This is a genomic window from Pseudoxanthomonas mexicana (assembly GCF_046736355.1).
Lineage (GTDB): Bacteria > Pseudomonadota > Gammaproteobacteria > Xanthomonadales > Xanthomonadaceae > Pseudoxanthomonas_A > Pseudoxanthomonas_A mexicana_B.
The window spans coordinates 1,364,596-1,386,357 of the sequence record NZ_CP157201.1; the positions used below are offsets into that span (position 1 = coordinate 1,364,596).

The window sequence follows — 21,762 nt, forward strand, 5'->3', positions numbered from 1 at the left end:
CTCTCCGTGAGCAAGTCGAATAGGGCTCGCGCGTGGGGAGCGTCCGCCTTCGGACCGTAATTTTACGCGGCCGTGCGTATGGCGTCTGCCAGAATCTGGAAGATCCGGTCGATATGCTGTTTTCCGATTATCAGCGGGGGTGACAGCGCTATCACGTCGCCGGTGACGCGGATCAGCAGGTCGCCGTCGTGGAAGGCGCGGGTGAAGACGTCGTAGGCCCGCGCACCTGGCGCGCCCTCGCGCGGGGCCAATTCGATCGCGCCGATCAGGCCGTAGTTGCGGATGTCGATGACGTGCGGCAGGCCCTTCAGCGAGTGCAGGCCCTCCTGCCAGTACTCCTCCAACTCGATGGCCTTGTCGAACAGGCCTTCCTCCTCGTAGGTGTCCAGCGTCGCCAGCGCGGCGGCGCAGGCCAGCGGGTGGCCCGAGTAGGTGTAGCCGTGGAACAGGTCGATGGCGTTGTCCGGCCCCTGCGCGAACGCCTGGTGGATGCGGTCGGACACCAGCACCGCCCCCATCGGCACGCAGCCGTTGGTCAGGCCCTTGGCGGCGGTGATGATGTCCGGCGTCACCCCGAAGCGCTGCGCGCCGAAGGCGCGGCCGACGCGGCCGAAGCCGGTGATGACCTCGTCGAAGATCAGCACGATGCCGTGCCTGTCGCAGATGGCGCGGATGCGCTCCAGGTAGCCCTTCGGCGGCAGCACCACGCCGGCCGAGCCGGAGATCGGCTCGATGATGACCGCGGCGATGGTGGAGGCGTCGTGCAGCGCGATCTGCCGTTCCAGATCCTCGGCCAGTTCGACGCCGTGCTCGGGCAGGCCCCGGGAGAAGGCGTTGCGGCCGATGTCCAGCGTGTGGCGGATATGCGACACCGCCGGCAGGCCGGGGCCGAACCACTTGCGGTTGTTGGGCAGCCCGCCGACCGAGATGCCGCCGAAGCCGACTCCGTGGTAGCCCTTCTCGCGGCCGATCAGGCGCGTGCGCTGGCCCTCGCCGCGGATGCGGTGGTAGGCAAGCGCGATCTTCAGCGCGCTGTCCACCGACTCGGAGCCGGAGTTGGTGTAGAAGACGTGGTCCAGATCGCCCGGCGCTAGCGCCGCCAGCCGCTGCGCCAGCATGAACGGCAGCGGCGAGCTCATCTGGAAGTTGGGGGCGAAGTCGAGCGTGGCGATCTGCTGCTGCACCGCCTGCACGATGCGCGGGCGCGCATGGCCGGCGTTGCAGCACCACAGGCCGGCGGTGGCGTCGAGGATCTCGCGCCCGTCCACGCTGCGGTAGTGCATGCCCGAGGCGCTGGCCAGCAGGCGCGGGGTGGCCTTGAACTGCTTGTTGGCGGTGAACGGCATCCAGAACGCGTCGAGCGAGTCCGGCGCCCGGGTCGCCTGCCGCGCGTAGTGATCGGCCAGCGCGCTGGCCTCTTCGGTGTCGTCGCGGTGCATCGGCGCGGTTCCTGTGGGACGGATGCCGGGCAGCTTAGCGCGTTGAATAAACTTTACAACTGGCCTTGCCGCCGTGCCGGCCCCGGATGCCGTCAGTCGCCGGAATCGCCGGGCGCTGCGCCAGGAATGGCGGTGCGTCCGCGGCCACCGGCGGATTGAACGTACCGGCTGGCGGTGTAAAGTATCCCGCAACACGAGTTCGGCATCGAAAGGGTGGCAATGGATATCGGCGCGCGCCTGCAACTGGTCCGCAAGGCCAAGGGCCTGAGCCAGCGCGAGCTGGCCAAGCGGGTGGGCGTCACCAACAGCACGGTCTCGCTGATCGAGCAGAACAAGGTCAGCCCGTCGGTCAGCTCGCTGAAGAAGGTGCTCGACGGCATCCCCATCTCGCTGGCCGACTTCTTCACCCTGGACCTGGACGCCGGCGCGCCCGATCAGCCGTTCTACGGCGCGGGAGAACTGCCGGACGTGGGCAGCAACGGCATCCACTACTTCCTGGTCGGGCAGCACCGCCCGCAGCGGCAGATGTGCATCCTGCGCGAGGTAATGCCGCCGGGCAGCGACACTGGCGACAGCATGCTGGCGCACGAGGGCGAGGAGGGCGGCGTGATCGTGTCCGGCGAGGTCGAGGTGACGGTGGGCGGCAGCGTGCGCGTGCTGCGCGCGGGCGAGGGCTACTACTTCGAGAGCCGGGTGCCGCACCGCTTCCGCAACGTCGGCGAGGAAGAGGCGGTGATCGTCAGCGCCAATACGCCGGCGACGTTCTAGCTTTGGCCCCTGCCCCCGCTTGCGGGGGAAGGGCGGGATGGGGGAACGGAGCCCGCATTCCGCAATGGATTCGATGATGGATTGAGCATGGCGATCGTCGTGCGGAATCCGGACGATGGTTTGAGGCCGGATGGTGTCCCCTCCCCCGGCATGCCCCCACCCCAGCCCTCCCCCGTGAACGGGGGAGGGTGCCAAGACAGGAGCCGTTGACCATGAGCGCACCCCGCACCCGCGAAGACTGGCAGGCGATGGCCGACGGCCTTTCCCTGCGCACCCGGGCCTTCATCGACGGTCGTTTCGTCGATGCCGCCAGCGGCGCGACCTTCGACTGCGTCAGCCCCATCGACGGCCGCGTGCTGGCGAAGGTGGCCGATGGCGATGCGCTCGACATCGACCGCGCGGTGGCGGCGGCGCGGCGCAGCTTCGAGGCCGGCGCCTGGGCCGGTGCGCGGCCCACGCACCGCAAGAAGGTGTTGCAGAAGCTGGCCGCGCTGATCGAGCGCCACGCCGACGAACTGGCGCTGCTGGAATCGCTGGACATGGGCAAGCCGGTCACCGACGCGCGCCAGGTGGACGTGGCCGCGACCGTGCGCTGCTTCAACTGGACCGCCGAGGCGCTGGACAAGGTCTACGGCGAGGTCGCGCCGACCGGCCCGGCCGAACTGGGCCTGATCACGCGCGAGCCGCTGGGCGTGGTCGGCGCGATCGTGCCGTGGAACTTCCCCTTGCTGATGGCGGCGTGGAAGCTGGCGCCGGCGCTGGCGACCGGCAACTCGGTCGTGCTCAAGCCGTCGGAGAAATCGCCGCTGTCGGCGCTGCGCCTGGCCGAACTGGCGATGGAGGCGGGCTTGCCCGCCGGCGTGCTCAACGTCGTGCCGGGCGGCGGCAAGGCGGCCGGCGAGCCGCTGGCGCTGCACATGGACGTGGACGGGCTGGTGTTCACCGGCTCGACCGCGGTCGGCCGCCGGCTGCTGCAATGCGCTGGCCTGTCCAACATGAAGCGCGCCTACATGGAATGCGGCGGCAAGAGCCCGAACATCGTCTTCGCCGACGCGCCGGATCTGGACCGCGCCGCCGAGGCGGCCGCCAGCGGCATCTTCTACAACCAGGGCGAGGTCTGCACGGCGGCCTCGCGGCTGCTGGTCGAGCGCGCGATCAAGGACGAGTTCGTCGCCCGCGTGGTCGCGGCCGGCCGCGCGATGCAGCCGCGCCATCCGCTGGAACCGGGCGCGCCGATGGGCGCGATGGTGGACGAGGCGCAGACGAGGCGGGTGCTCGACTACATCGACAGGGGCCGCGCCGAGGGCGCCGACCTGGTGCTGGGCGGCAACCGGGTCGGGCCGGTGGACGGCGGCTGCTACATCGAGCCGACGGTGTTCGACAACGTCGCCCACGAACACACCATCTCGCGCGAGGAGATCTTCGGCCCGGTGCTGTCGGTGATCGCCTTCGACGACGAGGCGCAGGCGCTGCGCTACGCCAACGACAGCCAGTACGGCCTGGCCGCCGGCGTGTGGACCCGCGACGTCTCGCGCGCGCACCGCGTCGCGCGCCGGCTGCGCGCCGGCAGCGTGTGGGTCAACTACTGGGACGGCGGCGACATGACCGCGCCGTTCGGCGGCTACAAGCAGTCCGGCAACGGCCGCGACAAGTCGCTGCACGCCTTCGACAAGTACACCGAGATCAAGGCGACCTGGATCAACCTGGGCGATTGAGGCGCGGCAAGGCCCGCCTCACCCCGTCGCCGCGGCCGCCTGCACGTAGGGCAGGCTCTCGCCATAGCGCGACGTGCGCGGGCCCGCTTGCGGGGTCTCGCTCTCGGAATGACCGTCGGTGTTGATGCGGTTGCGGCCGTCGGCCTTGGCCAGGTAGAGGTGGCGGTCGGCCTCGCCCAGCAGCATGTGCAGGCGGTCGTCGTGCGACTGGGTGCGGTAGACGCCGATGCTGGCGGTCATCCGCAGGGTGACGCCGCTGCCGGGCAGGGTCACTTCCATTTCCTCGATCTTGCGCCGCAGCGCGTCGAAGTAGCTCCACGACTGCGCATCGCTCAGTCCCGGCACCAGCATGCAGAACTCCTCGCCGCCGAAGCGCGCCGACAGCGCGGCGTCGCCGGTATGGCCGACGATGACGGCGGCCAGCGCGCGCAGCGCGCAGTCGCCGGCCTCGTGGCCCCAGGTGTCGTTGATGTGCTTGAAGTGATCGACGTCGATGACCGCCGCGGTCACCGGCAGCGACTCGGCCTGCCACTGCGGCAGCTTCTCCTCGCTCTGTTGCAGGAAGCTGCGCCGGTTGGGCAGGCCGGTGAGGAAGTCGCGGGTGGCCAGGTCCTGCAGGGTGCCGATCAGTTCGAGCTGGTCGATGTTCTGCGACACGCGGCAGAAGAACTCCTCGCGCGAGAACGGCTTGTGCAGGAAGTCGTTGGCGCCGCTCTTGAGGAAGCGCGGGATCAGCGAGGCGTTCTGGGTGCCGGAGATGCCGATGATGGCCAGGTGGTCGCGGGCGTGGCGCACGCGCAGCTGGCGGGTGAACTCGTCGCCCTTCATGCCGGGCATTTCCTGGTCGACGATGGCCAGGCGGATGCCGGGATCGCCCTCCAGCGCCGCCATGCCCTCCTGCGCGTCGGCCGCCTCGATCACGCGGAAGCCGTACAGGCGCAGCAGGCTGGCCGAATGGGCGCGTGCCGAGCGCGAGTCGTCCACCACCAGCGCGCCGATGCGGCGGTTGCGTTCCAGCCGCTGCACCAGCCAGACCAGGTAGTCGATGCTGCCGGGGGTGTTCTTCAGCACGTAGTCGACGATCTGCCGGCCCAGCACCTGCTGGCGCAGGTCCTCGTCGTAGACGCCGCTGACCACCACGGTGGGCAGCCCCTGCGAGAGGAAGAACTCGACCACCTGGTCGCGGGTGCCATCGGCCAGCACCAGGCTGGTCAGCACCATGAACCAGTCCTCGCGCGACTGCAGCGCCGCCCGCGCCTCGGCCAGGGTGGCGACCACGGTGACCGGCAGGCCCAGCTTCTGCCGGATCGCCTCGCAGACCACCTGGGTATAGGCGCGCGAGTTCTCCACCAGCAGGATCCGCTGGGGCAGGGCGTCGTTGCCGGCTGGCGTGGTGTTGCGGAAGATCAACTGCATCGGGCATCCGGATGTGCAGGGGACTGCACGGAAGACTTGGTCACCCTATCGGCCGTCTCCGGCTGGACTTTAGTTGCGCATGGCGGGTTGCTGGCTGAACAGGCGCTTGACCGAACGCTTGAGCCAGTTGCCGCCCTCGTGCTCGCGGGCGAAGCGGTCCAGGTGCCGCCGCACCGATTCGGAATAGGCCTTGTCGTCGTTGCGGATGTGGTTGAACAGCCAGCGCGAGAGCATGCTCTTCAGCTCGTCGGTGATGTCCTCGCCGGCCTGGAAGCGCATGCGGTACTCGGACACGCGCTTGGTGAAGATCTCGTGCACGCGCTGGTGGGCATGGCAGAAGGTGTAGCCGGCGTCCTCCATCAGCGCCTCCTCGAAGGCGAAGTGCGACAGCGTGTAGTCCACCAGCTCGTCGATGACCTCGCCGACGACCAGGCGCCCGGCGCCGGCGTTGGCATGGGTGACGTGCAGGTGGTTGATCATCTCGATGATGCGCCGGTGCTGCTGGTCGATGACCTCGATGCCGGTGTTCAGATCGTCCTGCCAGATCAGCAGTGCCATGATTGCCTTCCCGCTCTTGGATGCCGGGCAAGGCTAGGGGGCGGGCGGCGCGGCGGCATTGATTGCAATCAATCCGGTCTATCGGAAGGCGGGAAGCGGCGTCACCACAGCGCGTCGCGCAGCTTGAACCAGGCCATCGCCGCCACCAGCAGCGGCGTGCGCAGCGCGCGGCCGCCCGGGAACGGCGCGTGCGGGATGCGGGCGAACGCATCGAAGCGCGCGGACTGGCCGCCGATCGCCTCGGCGATCAGCCGGCCAGCCAGCCCGGCGGCGGCCACGCCGTGGCCGCTGAAGCCCTGGGCGAAGTAGACGCTGGGCGTCAGCCGTCCCCAGTGCGGGGCGCGGTTGAGCGAGATGTCCACGTAGCCGCCCCAGAGGTACTCGATCGGCACCTCGGCCAGTTGCGGGAACACCCGCCGCATCCGCCGCGCCATCACCCCGCGCAGGTCGGGCGGCGGCAGCGACGAATAGCTGGCGCGGCCGCCGAACAGCAGCCGGTGGTCGCGGCCGAGGCGGAAGTAGTCCAGGGCCCAGTTCACGTCGGCCACCGCCATGTCGTTGCGGATCAGTTCGCGCGCGCGCGCCTGGCCGAGCGGCGCGGTGGCGGCGATGTAAGTGCCGACCGGCATGATCCGCGACTCCAGTTCCGGCGCGACGCCGCGCAGCCAGGCGTTGCCGGCCAGCACGGCGAAATCCGCGCGCACCTGCCCCTGCGCGGTCTTCAGCCGCGGGCGCGGCTCGCGCGCCAGTTCGACCACCGCCGAGTGCTCGAAGATGCGCACGCCCGCCGCCAGCGCCGCGCGCGCCAAGCCGAAGGCGTACTCGAGCGGATGCAGGTGGCCGCTGTGCGGGTCGTACACCGCGCCCAGGTAGCGATCGCTGGCCAGTTGCGCGCGCAATTGATCGCGGCTCCACCACTGCATCGGGTAGTCGTAGGCCTGCGCCATGTGCGCCTGCCAGCGTTGCAGCGCCTGCACCTGGCGCGGCTTCAGCGGCACGCTGGCGTGGCCGTCGCGCCAGTCGCAGGCGATCGCGTGGCGCTCGATGCGCGCGCGCAGCCGGGCGATGCCCTCGCGCGAGAGATCGAACAGCCGGCGCGCGTCCTGCGCGCCGACCAGCGCCTCCAGCGCGTCCTGCTCGCAGCCGAAGCCGGCCAGCACCTGCCCGCCGTTGCGCCCGGAGGCGCCCCAGCCGATGCGCTGCGCTTCCAGCACGACGACGCGGTGGCCGGCCTCGGCCAGCTCCAGCGCGGCGGTCAGGCCGGTGTAGCCGGCGCCTAGGATGCAGACGTCGGCGTCGAGGTCGCCTTGCAGCGCCGGCTGCGGCGGCAACGGCGCGGCGCTGGCGGCGTACCAGCTCGGTGGATAGGCATCACGGGAGGCGGAGGTTTTCATGCTGGATTCTGTCGCCGCTGCAGATCTCACGGGCGGATTCGCGCCGTTCGGACGAAAAGGTGTGCAAGAGCGCCCTCATCCGTCCCTTCGGGACGCCTTCTCCCGCAAGCAGGAGAAGGATTGGCGAACAATCCGGCTGTTGCTCGCCATGCGCTCACACCGACCGCAGGTACCACGCGTATTCCAGATCCGTCACCTCGGTGTAGAAGCTGTGCATCTCCTTGAGCTTCTGCTGGCCGTAGATGTGGCGGAAGCGCTCGCCGAACTGCGCCTGCACGAATTCGCTGGCCATGAAGTCGGCGATGGCCTGCCGCCAGTGGGGCGTGCGCACTTCAGTCTGCGCGTAGGCGTTGCCGGCCACCGGCGGGCCGGGATCGAAGCGGTGTTCGAGCCCGTGCAGCATGCCGGCCAGCACCGCGGCGGTGACCAGGTAGACGTTGGCGTCGGCGCCGGCGATGCGGTGCTCGATGCGGGTGTTGCGCGCGTCGCTGTGCGGGATGCGCATGGCGACGGTGCGGTTGTTGTAGCCCCAGGCGTCGTTGAGCGGCACGAAGGCGTTGAGCACGAAGCGCCGGTAGCTGTTGGCGTGCGGGGCGAACAGCAGCAGGCAGTCGTCCAGGCTGCGTTGCAGGCCGCCGACGGCATGGCGCAGCGCGTCGGCCGGCGCGTCTTCGTGCGCGGGCGCGAAGACGTTGCGGCCCTCGCCGTCGAGCAGGCTGACGTGGATGTGCATGCCGCTGCCGGCCTGTCCGGCCAGCGGCTTGGCCATGAAGCTGGCCTGCGCGCCCTGCTGCTGCGCCACCGCCTTGATCGCGCGCTTGAGGTAGACGGCGTCGTCGCAGGCCAGCAGCGCGTCGTCGCGGTGCTTGAGGTTGATCTCGAACTGGCCCGGCGCGTACTCGGCCACCGCGGTGTCGGCGGGGATGTCCTGCGCGCGGCAGGCGGCGGCCACCGCGTCGGTGAAGCCGCGGTAGTCGTCCAGGTCCTCCATCGAATAGACCTGGGTGCTGCTGTTGCGGCGGCCGGTGGACGGGTTGATCGTCGGGCGCGGGCGGCCGTCGGCGCCGGCGCGCTGGTCGAACAGGTAGAACTCCAGTTCCACCGCCACCACCGGCGTGAGCCCGCGTTCGGCGAAGCGCGCCAGCACGCGCCGCAACACCTCGCGCGGGTTGGCCTCGAAGGTGCCGCCGTGGCCGTCCTCCATCGCCAGCAGCAACTGCGCGCCCGGGCGCGGCGTCCACGGCACCGCGCGCAGCGAGCCGGGCACCGGCCGGCAGATGCGATCCTCGTCGCCGATGTCGTAGCCCAGCCCGGTCTCCTCGACGGTGTTGCCGGTGATGTCGGTGGCGATCAGCGACATCGGCAGGCAGACGCCGTCGGCGTAGACCTTCTCCAACGCCGCGCGCACGATGCGCTTGCCGCGCAGCAGGCCGTTCATGTCGGGCAGCAGCAGGTCGACGTGTTCGCAGTCGGGCAGGGAGGCCAGCGTGCGCAGGTCCTCGGCGGGCAGGGAAGAGGCGTCTGGAGCGGCGTGGCTGCGGGTCATGGGCGCGTCACCGGCGGTTCGCGGCAGCTTAGCAGAGCGGGAGGGGTGTCAAGAATACTCAACGGAAGTCCAGGCCAGGACCGTGCCCGCCAGCCCAATCGCAGTGCAGCAAGGCATTGCGCTGGCGGATGGGGTCGGGTTGCTTGCCCCCGTGTTGTAAAAATAAAACGGCCGGGTTAAGTTGCCGGCACGCCTTCCCAGAGCGTTCCCATGACCCGCCTGCCTCTGGTCGGTCTGCCCACCGATCACAAGATCCTCGGTCCGCACCCGTACCTGACGGTCGGGGAGAAGTACGTGCGGGCGGTGGTCGACGGCGCGCAGGCGCTGCCGGTGGCGCTGCCGACCTTGGATCCGCCGCTGCCGTGGCGGGAACTGCTGGAACGGCTGGACGGCATCGTGCTGACCGGCGCGCTGAGCAACATCGAGCCGCACCACTACGGCGACGAACCCAGCTACGAGGGCAACCTGCACGACGCCCGCCGCGACGCCTCGACGCTGCCGCTGATCCCGCTGGCGCTGGAGATGGGCGTGCCGCTGCTGGCGATCTGCCGCGGCCTGCAGGAGGTCAACGTCGCCTTCGGCGGCACGCTGCACCAGAAGGTGCACGAGCAGCCCGGCTTCATGGATCACCGCGAGGATCCCCAGGCGCCGCTGGACGTGCAGTACGGCCCCGCGCACGCGGTCAGCCTGCTTCCCGGCGGCCTGCTGGCCGGCATCGCCGGCGGCGGCGAGGCGAGGGTCAACTCGCTGCACGGGCAGGGCATCGCGCGGCTGGGGCAGGGGCTGGTCGTCGAGGCGACCGCGCCGGACGGCCTGATCGAGGCGTTCCGCCACGACGGCGACGGTTTCCTGCTGGCGGTGCAATGGCACCCGGAGTGGAAGGTCGCCGAAAATCCGTTCTACCTGGGCATCTTCCGCGCCTTCGGCGACGCCTGCCGCGCGCGCGCCGCCCGCCGCGATCCTCACTGAGTCCCCCATGAGCCCCTCGCCCAAGCCCCGCCGCCGCAAGCCGTCCGCCGAACCGTCCGAGAGTTCGCTGCGGCGCTGGCTCAAGACCCACCGCATCACCGAGGTCGAATGCCTGGTGCCGGACATCACCGGCAACGCACGCGGCAAGATCATCCCGGCCGACAAGTTCAGCCACGACTACGGCACGCGCCTGCCCGAGGGCATCTTCGCCACCACCGTCACCGGCGACTACCCGGACGACTACTACGAGCTGACCTCGCCATCCGACTCGGACATGTTCCTGCGCCCGGACGCGGACACGGTGCGGATGGTGCCGTGGGCGGCCGACCCGACCGCGCAGGTGATCCACGACTGCTTCACCAAGGACGGCCAGCCGCACGATCTGGCGCCGCGCAACGTGCTGCGCCGCGTGCTGGCCGAGTACGCGAAGGAGGGCCTGCGCCCGGTGGTGGCGCCGGAACTGGAATTCTTCCTGGTGCAGAAGAACACCGACCCGGACTTCCCGCTGCAACCGCGCCGGCCGTTCCGGGCGTCCGGAAACGGCGCGGCAGTCGTACTCGATCGACGCGGTCAACGAGTTCGATCCCATCCTCGACCTGATGTACGACTACTGCGAGGCGATGAAGCTGGACGTGGACACGCTGATCCACGAGTCCGGCGCGGCGCAGCTGGAGGTCAATTTCACCCACGACGACGCGCTCTCGCGCGCCGACCAGGTGTTCCTGTTCAAGCGCACCATGCGCGAGGCGGCGATGCGCCACGGCATCTACGCCACCTTCCTGGCCAAGCCGATGGAGAACGAGCCGGGCAGCGCGATGCACATCCACCAGAGCGTGCTCGACGCGCAGGGCCGCAACATCTTCGCCGGGCGCAGCCTGACCCGGCAGAGCGCGCGCTTCGGCCACTACCTGGCCGGCCTGCAGAAGTACGTGCCGATGGCGATGGCGTTCTTCGCGCCCAACGTCAATTCCTACCGCCGGCTGGCGCTGGGGCAGGTGGCGCCGATCAACGTGCAGTGGGGCTACGACAACCGCACCTGCGGCCTGCGCGTGCCGATGGACACGCTGGAGAACACCCGCGTGGAGAGCCGTTTCGCCGGCTCCGACGCCAACCCCTACCTGGCGATGGCGGCGACCCTGGCCTGCGGCCTGCTGGGCATGCGCGGCAAGCTGCAGCCGACCGCGCCGCTGGCAAGCAGCGCGCAGGACCTGGGCTTCGAGCTGCCGCGCTCGCTGGGCGAGGCGCTGGACGACCTGGAGGCCTGCGATCCGCTGCGCGAGATGCTGGGGCCGCGCTTCGTGCGCGCCTACGTATCGGTCAAGCGCAAGGAGTACGAGACGTTCTTCCGGGTGATCAGCTCGTGGGAACGGGAGTTCCTGTTGCTGAACGTCTGACCTGCAAACCTTCCCCGTGGGAGCGACGTCAGTCGCGATGAAGCTTTACCGATGACCCGTCGCGACTGACGTCGCTCCCACAACCGGCATCACCGAACCACTCCCGCAACCGGCATCGCTGTGGAGCACCCATGACCCGACCCGACATTCGCACCCTGCAGCAGCTCGATGCGGCCCACCACCTGCACCCGTTCAACGACAACGCCGCGCTGGCCAAGCGCGGCACCCGCATCCTGACCCGCGGCGAGGGCTGCTACGTCTGGGACGCCGAGGGCAACAAGCTGCTCGACGCCTTCGCCGGCCTGTGGTGCGTCAACATCGGCTACGGCCGCAGGGAACTGGGCGAGGCGGCGTCGAGGCAGATGACCGAGCTGGCCTACTACAACAGCTTCTTCCAGTGCACCACCGAGCCGACCATCGCGCTGGCCGCCAAGCTGGCCGAACTGGCGCCGGGCGACATCAACCATTCGTTCTTCGTCAATTCCGGATCCGAGGCCAACGACACCATCCTGCGGCTGGTGCGGCATTTCTGGGCGGTGCAGGACCAGCCGCGCAAGAACGTCTTCATCGGCCGCCACGACGGCTACCACGGCACCACCATGGCCGGCGCCAGCCTGGGCGGCATGAAGGGCATGCACAAGCAGGGCGGGCTGCCGATCCCGGACATCCACCACATCGATCCGCCGTTCTGGTTCGGCGACGGCGGCGACCTGTCCGAGGACGAGTACGGCCTGCTGGCCGCGCGCCGGCTGGAGCAGAAGATCCTGGAACTGGGGCCGGAGCGCGTGGCCGCCTTCATCGGCGAGCCGATCATGGGCGCGATCGGCGTCTACATCCCGCCGCGCACCTACTGGCCCGAGATCGAGCGCATCTGCCGCCAGTACGACGTGCTGCTGATCGCCGACGAGGTGATCTGCGGCTTCGGCCGCACCGGCGAGTGGTTCGGCTCGCAGTACTTCGGCTTCCAGCCGGACATCATGCCGGTGGCCAAGGGCCTGACCTCGGGCTACATCCCGCTGGGCGCGGCGATGTTCAACGATCGGGTGGCCGGCGTGCTGAAGGAGCAGGGCGGCGAACTGGCGCACGGGGCCACCTATTCCGGCCACCCGGTGTGCGCGGCGGTGGCGCTGGAGAACATCCGCATCCTCCAGGAAGAAGGCATCGTCGAGCGCGCGAAGAACGAAATCGCCCCCTACCTGGCGCAGCGCTGGGCCGAACTGGGCGAGCACCGGCTGGTCGGGCAGGCGCGCATCGCCGGCATGGTCGGCGCGCTGGAACTGGTGCCGGACAAGCGCAAGCGCGCCTTCTTCCCCGAGCGCGGCGCGGTCGGGGTGATGTGCCGCGACAACGCGCTGCGCAACGGCCTGATCCTGCGCGCCACCTGGGACGCGATGCTGCTGTCGCCGCCGCTGATCCTGGAGCGTGGGCAGGTGGACGAGCTGTTCGTGAAGGCGTGGAAGGCGCTGGACGAGACCGCCGATGCGCTGGGACTGTAGGCGCCGCTGAACGGCCGCAGGCCACGGCGTATGATGGCGGCAGGTACCGGACACGAACAGGAACGACACCGATGAAGCTTCGACTGATGGCAATGCTGGCCGGCGCGATCGCGCTGACCGCCTGCGGCGACAAGGCCGGCGAAGGCGGCAAGGACGCAGGCCGCCTCAACGTCTACAACTGGTCCGACTACATCGCCGAGGACACGATCCCGAACTTCGAGAAGGCGACCGGCATCAAGGTCACCTACGATGTGTTCGACAGCGACGAGATGGTCGAGACCAAGCTGCTGGCCGGCTCCAGCGGCTACGACGTGGTGGTGCCGTCGCTGAGCTTCCTCGGCCGGCAGATCCAGGCCGGCGTGTTCCTGCCGCTGGACAAGTCGAAGATCCCCAACCTGGCCAACGTCGATCCGGCCATGCTCGAGCGCATCGCGTTGCAGGACCCGGGCAACCAGTACGCCGTGCCCTACCTGTGGGGCACCAGCGGCATCGGCTACAACGTGGACAAGGTCAAGGCCGTCTTCGGCGACACCGGGCTCACCGAGAGCTGGGACATCGTGTTCAAGCCGGAGAACCTCGCCAGGCTGAAGGACTGCGGCGTGACCCTGCTGGATACGCCGTCCGAACTGATTCCGATCGCGCTGAACTACCTGGGCGAGGATCCGCACAGCCTGGACCCGGCGGTCATCGGCAAGGCCGCGGCGCTGCTCAAGAGCATCCGCCCGTACGTGCGCAACTTCCATTCCTCGTCCTACATCAACGACCTGGCCAACGGCGACATCTGCCTGGTGGTGGGCTGGTCGGGCGACATCATCCAGGCGCGCGACCGCGCCGCCGAGGCCGGCAACGGCGTGGACATCGCCTATTCGATTCCGAAGGAAGGCGCGCCGCAGTGGTTCGACATGCTGGCCATCCCCAAGGACGCGAAGAACGTCGAGGCCGCCTACGCCTTCATCAACTACCTGCTGACCCCGGAAGTGGCCGCGGCCAACACCAACTACGTCACCTATCCCAACCCCATCCCGGCGTCGCTGCCGCGGGTGGACGCGGAAATCAGCGGGGATCCGACCATCTACCCGCCGGCCGAGGTGGACGCCAAGCTGTTCACCTTCGCGGTGCTGCCGCCGGAAATCGATCGCCTGTACACCAGCATCTGGACCGAGCTGAAGACCGGGCGCTGAACATCGCACCGCGCCGCTCCCGGGCGGCGCGGCAGGGGAGGCAACACGAGGCGCAAGCGGAAGGAACCGGCCATCGCAACCGCAGTCGCTGTCATCGCACGACGGATCGCCCCCGCATCCTGGGAACCGGCGCTCCGCCCACCGACATTCCAGTCATGCCGTCACGGGAGAACACGATGAAGTCACGCACACCCGCCCTTCTTCTCGCCCTCTGTTGCCTGGCCGCCTGCGGCAGGGACGACGCCGCCAGCGCCGATTCGCCGCGCACCGCCGCCGGCAAGGGCGGGCAGGTCAACGTCTACAACTGGTCCGACTACATCGCCGAGGACACGATCCCGAACTTCGAGAAGGCGACCGGCATCAAGGTCACCTACGACGTGTTCGACGGCAACGAGATCCTGGAGACCAAGCTGCTGGCCGGCTCCAGCGGCTACGACGTGGTGGTGCCGACGATGAACTTCCTCGGCAGGCAGATCCAGGCCGGGGTGTTCCTGCCGCTGGACAAGTCGAAGCTTCCCAACTACGCCAACCTCGACCCGGAGATCATGAAGCGCCTGGAGAACCAGGACCCGGGCAACCAGTACGCGGTGCCGTACATGTGGGGCACCACCGGCATCGGCTACAACGTGGACAAGGTCAAGGCGGCGTTCGGCAGCACCGAAATCGCCGGCAGCCTGGACATCGTGTTCAAGCCGGAGAACCTCGCCAGGCTGAAGGACTGCGGCGTGACCCTGCTCGACACGCCGTCGGAAATCGTGCCGATCGCGCTGAACTACCTCGGCGAGGATCCCAACAGCACCGACCCGGCCGTGATCGACAAGGCCGCGCGGCTGCTCAAGAGCATCCGCCCGTACATCCGCAACTTCCATTCCTCGCAGTACATCGACGCGCTGGCCAACGGCGACATCTGCCTAGTGGTGGGCTGGTCGGGCGACATCATCCAGGCGCGCGACCGCGCCGCCGAGGCCGGCAACGGCGTGGACATCGCCTACGCCATCCCGAAGGAGGGTGCGCCGCAGTGGTTCGACATGCTGGCCATCCCCAAGGACGCGAAGAACGTCGAGGCCGCCTACGCCTTCATCAACCATTTGCTGGACCCGCAGGTGATGGCCAGCAACTCCAACTTCATCAGCTTCCCCAACGCGGTGCCGAAGGCCAAGGAACTGATGGATCAGGACATCGCCAACGATCCGACGATCTACCCGCCGCCGGAGGTCGAGGCCAAGCTGTTCACCTTCGCGATCATCCCGCCGGAAGTGGATCGCCAGTACACCAACCTCTGGACCGAGCTCAAGCGCGGTCGCTGAAATCTCGGGGCAGGCACGAGCCTGCCCTGTTCGTTCAACCGCCACGGCGCCTGCAAGCGGGCAAGCGACCGGGGGCAGCAGCAAGGGGATGCGCATGGTCAACGGGCAGAACAGCGGCAGGGAAGGCGGCGCGGACGAGGACTACCTGCGCATCGTCGACGTGCGCAAGGAGTTCGACGGCTTCGTCGCCGTCGACGACACCAACCTGAATATCCGCAAGGGCGAGATCTTCGCCCTGCTGGGCGGCTCGGGCAGCGGCAAGTCCACGCTGCTGCGCTGCCTGGCCGGCTTCGAGAAGCCGACCACCGGCAAGATCTGGCTCGACGGCCAACTGCTCAACGACCTGCCGCCGTACGAGCGCCCGCTCAACATGATGTTCCAGTCCTACGCGCTGTTCCCGCACATGACGGTGGAGCAGAACATCGCCTTCGGCCTGAAGCAGGACGGCCTGGCCAAGGACGCCATCAAGCGGCGGGTGGAGGAGATGCTGGCGCTGGTGCAGCTGGGCAAGCTGGCCAAGCGCAAGCCGCACCAGCTCTCCGGCGGCCAGCAGCAGCGCGTGGCGCTGGCGCGCTCGCTGGCCAAGGGGCCCAAGCTGCTGCTGCTGGACGAGCCGATGGGCGCGCTGGACAAGAAGCTGCGCTCGCAGATGCAGCTCGAGCTGGTCAACATCATCGAAAAGTCCGGCGTGACCTGCGTGATGGTCACCCACGACCAGGAGGAGGCGATGACGATGGCCACCCGCATCGCGCTGATGGACCAAGGCTGGATCCGCCAGGTCGGCACCCCCGACGAGATCTACGAGCAGCCGACCAGCCGCTTCGCCGCCGGGTTCATCGGTTCGGTCAACCTGATCGAAGGCGTGATCGAGGAGGACGAGGCCGACTACGTGACCATCCGCAGCCCGCAGCTGCCGGTGCCGATCCACATCGGCCACGGCGTGTCCGGCTTCGAGGGCCAGGAAGTGGCGTTCGCGGTGCGCCCGGAGAAGCTCGGCATCGGCAAGGCCGAGCCCGCGCAGCCGTTCAACAAGGCCCGGGGCGTGATCGAGGACATCGCCTATTTCGGCAGCCACTCGGTCTACCACGTGCGCCTGCCGGGCGGCTACAAGTTCATGGCCAACTTCGCCAACGTGCAGCGCTGGGCCAGCGAGGGCATGACCTGGAACGACGAGGTCTGGGTGTGGTGGGGCGACAACGACGGCGTGGTGCTGACCTCATGAACGCGAGCCGGTTCCTGCGCAAGCTGCTGCCGCACCCGCGCTGGGCGGTGATCTCAGTGCCGTACCTGTGGCTGCTGGTGTTCTTCGCGATCCCGTTCCTGATCGTGCTGAAGATCTCGTTCTCGCGGCTGGCCATCGCGATGCCGCCGTACACGCCGATCATGGAGTACGTGGACAGCGCGCTGACAATGAAGCTCAACCTGGGCAACTACGTCGCGCTGTTCACCGACTCGCAGTACGTGCAGGCCTACCTGAGCTCGATCAAGATCGCCGCCGTCTCGACGCTGCTGGCGCTGCTGATCGGCTATCCCATCGCCTACGCGATCGCGCGGCTGCCGGCGGCCACGCGCAACGTGGCGATGATGCTGGTGGTGCTGCCGTCGTGGATCTCGTTCCTGCTGCGCGTCTACGCCTGGGTCGGCATCCTCAAGAGCAGCGGGCCGGTGGGCGTGCTGCTGGAGAAGACCGGCGTCATCGACCTGCTGCAATGGCTGGGCCTGATCGACGGCCGCCAGATCCTCTACACGCCGCTGGCCGCCTACATCGGCATCGTCTACTGCTACCTGCCGTTCATGGTGCTGCCGCTGTACACCAACCTGGTCAAGCACGACCCGCGCCTGCTGGAGGCCGCCTACGACCTGGGCGCGCGGCCGTGGCAGGCGTTCTTCCGCATCACCGTGCCGCTGTCGCGCGCCGGCATCATCGCCGGCTGCATGCTGGTGATGATCCCGGCGGTGGGCGAGTTCGTCATCCCCGAACTGCTCGGCGGGCCGGACACGCTGATGATCGGCCGCGTGCTGTGGGGCGAGTTCTTCAACAACCGCGACTGGCCGGCGGCATCGGCGGTGGCCATCGTGATGCTGATCCTGCTGCTGATCCCCATCGTCATCTTCAACCGGGTGCAGCAGCGCGAGTTGGAAGGGAGGCTGACGTGAGCGCGCTCCGCAGGCGCGGGTCCACCTGGGTCATCCTCGGCCTGGGATTCGCCTTCCTGTACCTGCCGGTGCTGCTGCTGATGGCGTACTCGTTCAACGAGTCGCGGCTGGCGACGGTGTGGTCGGGCTTCTCGTTCAAGTGGTACGGCGAGCTGTTCCGCGACCGGCAGATGCTGGACGCGGCGTGGATCAGCATCAAGGTCGCGTTCTGGAGCGCGACCGCGGCGGTGGTGCTGGGCACGCTGGCGGCGCTGGCGATGACGCGGATGCGGCGCTTCCCCGGCAAGACCCTGTTCGGCGCGCTGATCACCGCGCCGCTGGTGATGCCCGAGGTAATCATCGGCCTGTCGCTGCTGCTGCTGTTCGTGTCGATGGGGCAGGCGCTGGACATGACGCCCAAGGGCATCGTCGCCATCTGGATCGCCCACGTCACCTTCACCCTGGCCTTCGTCACCGTCGTGGTGTCCTCGCGCCTGCAGGAACTGGACCGCTCGCTGGAGGAGGCGGCGATGGACCTGGGCGCCAACCGAGTCAAGGTGTTCTTCCTGATCACCCTGCCGATCATCGCCCCGGCGCTGGTGTCCGGCTGGCTGCTGGCCTTCACCCTGTCGCTGGACGACGTGGTGATCGCCAGCTTCGTCGCCGGCCCCAGCTCGACCACGCTGCCGATGAAGGTGTTCTCGTCGGTGCGGCTGGGCCTGAGCCCGAAGATCAACGCGCTGGCCACGCTGATGATCCTGGCGGTGGCGATCGCCGCGCTGATCGGCTGGTGGCTGATGACACGCGAGGAGAAGCGGCGGCAGCGTGACATGCAGATGGCGCTGCAGGAGGGGGGCCAGGAAGAAGCCGGAAAGCCCGCCACGACTCCGTAACGCCGCCCGCCGCAGAATTCCCCGACGCACAACGAAACCGCCGCCATGACCGTCGAAACCATCAATCCCCATACCGGCCAGAGCGAATACCGCCATGAACTGATGGACGCCGCCGCCATCGAAGCGGTGCTGGCCGCCGCCGGCGACGCGGCGGAACGCTGGGCGGCGACGCCGCTGGAAGAGCGCGGCGCCCTGCTGCGCGCCATCGGCCATCAGCTGCGCGCGCGCCGGGGCGACCTCCAGCGCATCATGACCGCCGAGATGGGCAAGCTGGGCAAGGAGGCGCTGGCCGAGATCGAGAAGTGCGCCGGCGCCTGCGACTACTACGCCGATCATGCCGCCGGCTACCTGCGCGAGGAGATCGTCGAAACCGACGCCAGCCGCAGCTACGTGCGCTACGAGCCGCTGGGTTGCGTGCTGGCGGTGATGCCGTGGAACTTCCCGATCTGGCAGGTGTTCCGCTTCCTCGCGCCGGCGCTGATGGCCGGCAACGTCGCCGTGCTCAAGCACGCCAGCAACGTGCCGCGCTGCGCCGACGCCATCGCGCTGGTGCTGCGGGCCGCGGGCCTGCCCGAGGGCGTGTTCGGCGTGCTGCACATCGACAACGAGCAGGCGGCGGACGTCATCCGCGACGCCCGCATCGCCGCGGTCACCCTGACCGGCAGCGAGCGCGCCGGCCGTTCCATCGCCGCCAACGCCGGCGATCAGTTGAAGAAGTGCGTGATGGAGCTGGGCGGCAGCGACGCCTTCGTCGTGCTGGAGGACGCCGACCTCGACCTGACCGTGCGGCAGGCGGTCGCCGCGCGCTTCGCCAACGCCGGCCAGACCTGCATCGCAGCCAAGCGCTTCGTCGTCGTCGAGGCGATCGCCGATGCCTTCGTCGAGCGCTTCGTCGAGGCCGCGGCGAAGCTGCGCCTGGGTGATCCGCAGCACGAGGCCACCACGCTGGCGCCGATGGCGCGGCAGGACCTGCGCGACGAACTGCACCGGCAGGTGCGCGCCAGCATCGACCAGGGCGCCCGCGCGCTGCTGGGCTGCGAGCCCGACGCCTCCCATGCCGGCTATCCGGCCTCGATCCTCGACGGCGTCGCGCCGGGCATGCCGGCCTACGAGGAGGAACTGTTCGGCCCGGTCGCGGCGATCCTGCGCGTGCGCGACGAGGACGAGGCGGTGCGCGTGGCCAACGACACCACCTTCGGCCTGGGCGGCAGCGTGTGGACGCGCGACGCCGCGCGCGGCGAGCGGGTGGCGCGGCGGCTGCGCTGCGGCGTGGCCTTCGTCAACGCGATCGTGCGCAGCGACGTGCGGCTGCCGTTCGGCGGCATCAAGCGATCGGGCTACGGCCGCGAACTGGCCGGCCACGGCATCCACGAGTTCACCAACATCAAGTCGGTCTACGTGGCCTGAAGCCAGCCGCCGGCGGCTGCAACGGATCGTTGCGCCGCCGGCCATTCCGCCGCGCCGGCGCCGCCATCATCTCGGGGGTCTTCCCATGCGAGAGCCGCCATGAATACCGCCCCTGCTTCCGTTCCCGCCCGCATCCTGCGCAAGGTTCGCGGGCGCGCCGCTTCCGACGGCGCCGGCGTGCGCCTGACCCGCGTCATCGGCGGGCCGGACCTGCCGGACCTGGATCCGTTCCTGCTGCTGGACGAGTTCGGCACCGATCGGCCGGAGGACTACCTGGCCGGCTTCCCCGAGCATCCGCACCGCGGCTTCGAGACGGTGACCTACATGCTCGACGGGCGCATGCGCCACCGCGACAACCACGGCAACGAGGGTCTGCTGACGCCGGGTGCGGTGCAGTGGATGACCGCCGGCCGCGGCCTGATCCATTCGGAAATGCCCGAGCAGGAGTCCGGCCGCATGCGCGGCTTCCAGCTGTGGGTCAACCTGCCGGCGCGCGAGAAGATGAGCGCGCCGAAGTACCAGGAATTCGCGCCGGACCGCATCCCGGTCGCCACGCCCGCCGCCGGCGTCGAGGTGAAGGTGATCGCCGGCGCGGTCGGCGAGGTGGCCGGGCCGATCTCGCAGCCGGCCACCGATCCGATCTACCTGGACATCGCCCTGCAGGCGGGTGCGAAGTGGCGCCATGCGCTGCCGGCTGGCCACAACGCCTTCCTCTATGCCTTCGAGGGCGTGCTGGCGGTGGGCGAGGGCGACGATGCGCGTGCGCTGGAAGCGCAGGAACTGGCCATCCTGGGTGGCGGCGAGATACTCATCCTGAGTGCCGGCGAGGCACCCGCGCGGCTGCTGCTGGTCGCCGGCCGGCCGCTGCGCGAGCCGGTGATGCGGCACGGCCCGTTCGTGATGAACACCCGGCAGGAATTGATGCAGGCGTTCGTCGACTACCAGGAAGGGCGGTTCTGAACGAGCGATCGCACGTGTAGAGCCGAACAAGCTCGGCTCTATGCTGGCAAACCGCTCGCGCGGGTCACCGCTCCGGCAACGGAATGAATTCCTCGTCGTCGCCGGGGATGGTGCCGAAGCGGCCTTCCCGCCAGTCCTGCCTGGCCTGCTCGATGCGCTCCTTCGAACTGGAGACGAAGTTCCACCACAGGTGGCGCGGCGCATCCAGCGGCTCGCCGCCGAACAGCATGCCGCGCACCGGCGTCCTGGCGCGCAGCACCGGGCGGGTGCCGCGGTCGAACACGATCAGGTGCTTCTCGGGAATGTCGGCGCCATCGGCCTGGGCCTGTCCTTCCAGCACGTAGAACGCGCGCTCGGCGTGGGTGTCGTCGATGACCAGTTCCGCGTCGGCCTGCAGGTCGACGGCGACGTTGAAGGTGTCGGCGAACACCCGCACCGGCGATTCCTCGCCGAAGCCGCGGCCGGCGATCACGCGCAGCCAGGCGCCGCCGCGGCGCTGCTGCGGCAGCGTCGCCGCCGGATGGTGGTGGAACGCCGGCGCGGTCTCCTCGTCGGGCCGCGGCAGCGCCACCCAGGTCTGCATGCCGTGCAGCGGGCTTTCCCGCTCGCGTTCGGGCGGCGGCGTGCGCTCGGAATGGGCGATGCCGCGGCCGGCGGTCATCCAGTTGACGTCGCCCGGGCGGATCACCTGCTGCGAGCCCAGCGTGTCGCGATGGTTGATCGCGCCGGACCACAGGAAGGTCACCGTCGCCAGGCCGATGTGCGGGTGCGGCCGCACGTCCAGCCCGACGCCCGGCTCGAACACCGTCGGCCCCATGTGGTCGACGAACACGAATGGCCCCACGCTGCGCGCCTGCAGGCTGGGCACGGCGCGACGCACGACGAAACCGTCGCCGAGATCGTGTTCGCGCGGCTTGATGAGGGCGGTCATGCGGCTTCCTCGCTGGCATCGGGAGCGCCAGCATTGCACAGCCAGGCGATGACGACGGTGACACGGGCGCAACGGAAGGTTGCACACCCTTGCCGGCGGGTGCGGCCCGTCTTGTAGAGCGGAGCTTGCCCCGCTGCCGGCGCCGGTGGGGCAAAACCGTTGAGCAAGTTTGACGCTACACCGAGGTTCCGCGCCGCGCGACCTCGCCCTGTAGAGCGGAGCTTGCTCCGCTGCCGGCGCCGGTGGAGCAAA

17 protein-coding genes and 1 pseudogene are annotated in these 21,762 nt (G+C 69.2%); 12 read left to right on the forward strand and 6 right to left on the reverse strand.

Annotation, left to right across the window (positions count from 1 at the left end; all coding sequences use genetic code 11):
• Positions 1-62 precede the first annotated feature (62 nt).
• Complete coding sequence (locus tag AAG688_RS06195; protein ID WP_411834492.1) at positions 63-1,439, reverse strand: aspartate aminotransferase family protein; 1,377 nt, start codon at positions 1,437-1,439, stop codon at positions 63-65.
• Between the two features lie 219 nt (positions 1,440-1,658).
• On the opposite strand from AAG688_RS06195, the gene AAG688_RS06200 reads away from it, so the two are divergent.
• Together AAG688_RS06200 and AAG688_RS06205 are read left to right on the forward strand one after the other, a co-directional pair.
• Positions 1,659-2,207, forward strand: coding sequence for a cupin domain-containing protein (locus AAG688_RS06200; protein ID WP_411834493.1), 549 nt, complete (start codon positions 1,659-1,661; stop codon positions 2,205-2,207).
• 212 nt (positions 2,208-2,419) lie between these two features.
• On the forward strand, positions 2,420-3,922 hold the full coding sequence (locus AAG688_RS06205; protein ID WP_411834494.1) for an aldehyde dehydrogenase: 1,503 nt from the start codon (positions 2,420-2,422) through the stop codon (positions 3,920-3,922).
• Positions 3,923-3,940: 18 nt separating this feature from the next.
• Here the strand turns inward: AAG688_RS06205 and AAG688_RS06210 are convergent, their stop codons facing one another.
• From AAG688_RS06210 to AAG688_RS06225, 4 genes are all read right to left on the reverse strand, one after another.
• Positions 3,941-5,338, reverse strand: a complete 1,398-nt coding sequence (locus AAG688_RS06210; RefSeq protein ID WP_411834495.1) for a diguanylate cyclase — start codon at positions 5,336-5,338, stop codon at positions 3,941-3,943.
• A 69-nt stretch (positions 5,339-5,407) separates the two neighbouring features.
• Positions 5,408-5,896: a bacteriohemerythrin gene (locus AAG688_RS06215; RefSeq protein ID WP_411834496.1), complete on the reverse strand. Its 489-nt coding sequence runs from the start codon at positions 5,894-5,896 to the stop codon at positions 5,408-5,410.
• A gap of 101 nt (positions 5,897-5,997) precedes the next feature.
• Positions 5,998-7,290 carry an NAD(P)/FAD-dependent oxidoreductase gene (locus AAG688_RS06220; RefSeq protein ID WP_411834497.1) on the reverse strand — a complete coding sequence of 431 codons (1,293 nt, stop codon included), beginning with the start codon at positions 7,288-7,290 and terminating at the stop codon, positions 5,998-6,000.
• A 154-nt stretch (positions 7,291-7,444) separates the two neighbouring features.
• Positions 7,445-8,836 (reverse strand): glutamine synthetase family protein, encoded by a 1,392-nt coding sequence (locus tag AAG688_RS06225; protein WP_411834498.1) that lies wholly within the window; start codon positions 8,834-8,836, stop codon positions 7,445-7,447.
• Positions 8,837-9,046: 210 nt separating this feature from the next.
• Between AAG688_RS06225 and AAG688_RS06230 the strand changes: the two genes are divergently transcribed.
• The 10 genes and pseudogenes from AAG688_RS06230 to AAG688_RS06275 all read left to right on the forward strand — a co-directional run bounded on the left by AAG688_RS06230 (position 9,047) and on the right by AAG688_RS06275 (position 20,579).
• A complete protein-coding gene (locus AAG688_RS06230) occupies positions 9,047-9,805 on the forward strand; it encodes a gamma-glutamyl-gamma-aminobutyrate hydrolase family protein (RefSeq protein WP_411834499.1) in 759 nt (252 codons plus the stop codon).
• Between the two features lie 7 nt (positions 9,806-9,812).
• Positions 9,813-11,199, forward strand: a pseudogene (locus tag AAG688_RS06235) (glutamine synthetase family protein).
• A 131-nt stretch (positions 11,200-11,330) separates the two neighbouring features.
• The gene (locus tag AAG688_RS06240; RefSeq protein WP_411834500.1) at positions 11,331-12,695 is read left to right on the forward strand and encodes an aspartate aminotransferase family protein; all 1,365 of its coding nucleotides are present in this window, start codon (positions 11,331-11,333) and stop codon (positions 12,693-12,695) included.
• Positions 12,696-12,766: 71 nt separating this feature from the next.
• Complete coding sequence (locus tag AAG688_RS06245) at positions 12,767-13,876, forward strand: polyamine ABC transporter substrate-binding protein (protein WP_411834501.1); 1,110 nt, start codon at positions 12,767-12,769, stop codon at positions 13,874-13,876.
• A gap of 176 nt (positions 13,877-14,052) precedes the next feature.
• Complete coding sequence (locus tag AAG688_RS06250) at positions 14,053-15,183, forward strand: polyamine ABC transporter substrate-binding protein (RefSeq protein ID WP_411834502.1); 1,131 nt, start codon at positions 14,053-14,055, stop codon at positions 15,181-15,183.
• A gap of 94 nt (positions 15,184-15,277) precedes the next feature.
• The gene (locus AAG688_RS06255; RefSeq protein ID WP_411834503.1) at positions 15,278-16,405 is read left to right on the forward strand and encodes an ABC transporter ATP-binding protein; all 1,128 of its coding nucleotides are present in this window, start codon (positions 15,278-15,280) and stop codon (positions 16,403-16,405) included.
• Complete coding sequence (locus AAG688_RS06260) at positions 16,402-17,340, forward strand: ABC transporter permease subunit (RefSeq protein WP_411834505.1); 939 nt, start codon at positions 16,402-16,404, stop codon at positions 17,338-17,340. The genes AAG688_RS06255 and AAG688_RS06260 overlap by 4 nt, the downstream gene beginning before the upstream one ends.
• Positions 17,337-18,212, forward strand: coding sequence for an ABC transporter permease subunit (locus tag AAG688_RS06265; protein ID WP_411834506.1), 876 nt, complete (start codon positions 17,337-17,339; stop codon positions 18,210-18,212). The genes AAG688_RS06260 and AAG688_RS06265 overlap by 4 nt, the downstream gene beginning before the upstream one ends.
• A gap of 45 nt (positions 18,213-18,257) precedes the next feature.
• A complete protein-coding gene (locus AAG688_RS06270) occupies positions 18,258-19,619 on the forward strand; it encodes an NAD-dependent succinate-semialdehyde dehydrogenase (protein ID WP_411834507.1) in 1,362 nt (453 codons plus the stop codon).
• A 99-nt stretch (positions 19,620-19,718) separates the two neighbouring features.
• Complete coding sequence (locus tag AAG688_RS06275) at positions 19,719-20,579, forward strand: pirin family protein (protein ID WP_411834509.1); 861 nt, start codon at positions 19,719-19,721, stop codon at positions 20,577-20,579.
• A 64-nt stretch (positions 20,580-20,643) separates the two neighbouring features.
• On the opposite strand, the gene AAG688_RS06280 is transcribed toward AAG688_RS06275, so the two are convergent.
• Positions 20,644-21,510, reverse strand: a complete 867-nt coding sequence (locus tag AAG688_RS06280) for a pirin family protein (protein WP_411834510.1) — start codon at positions 21,508-21,510, stop codon at positions 20,644-20,646.
• Positions 21,511-21,762: the final 252 nt, after the last annotated feature.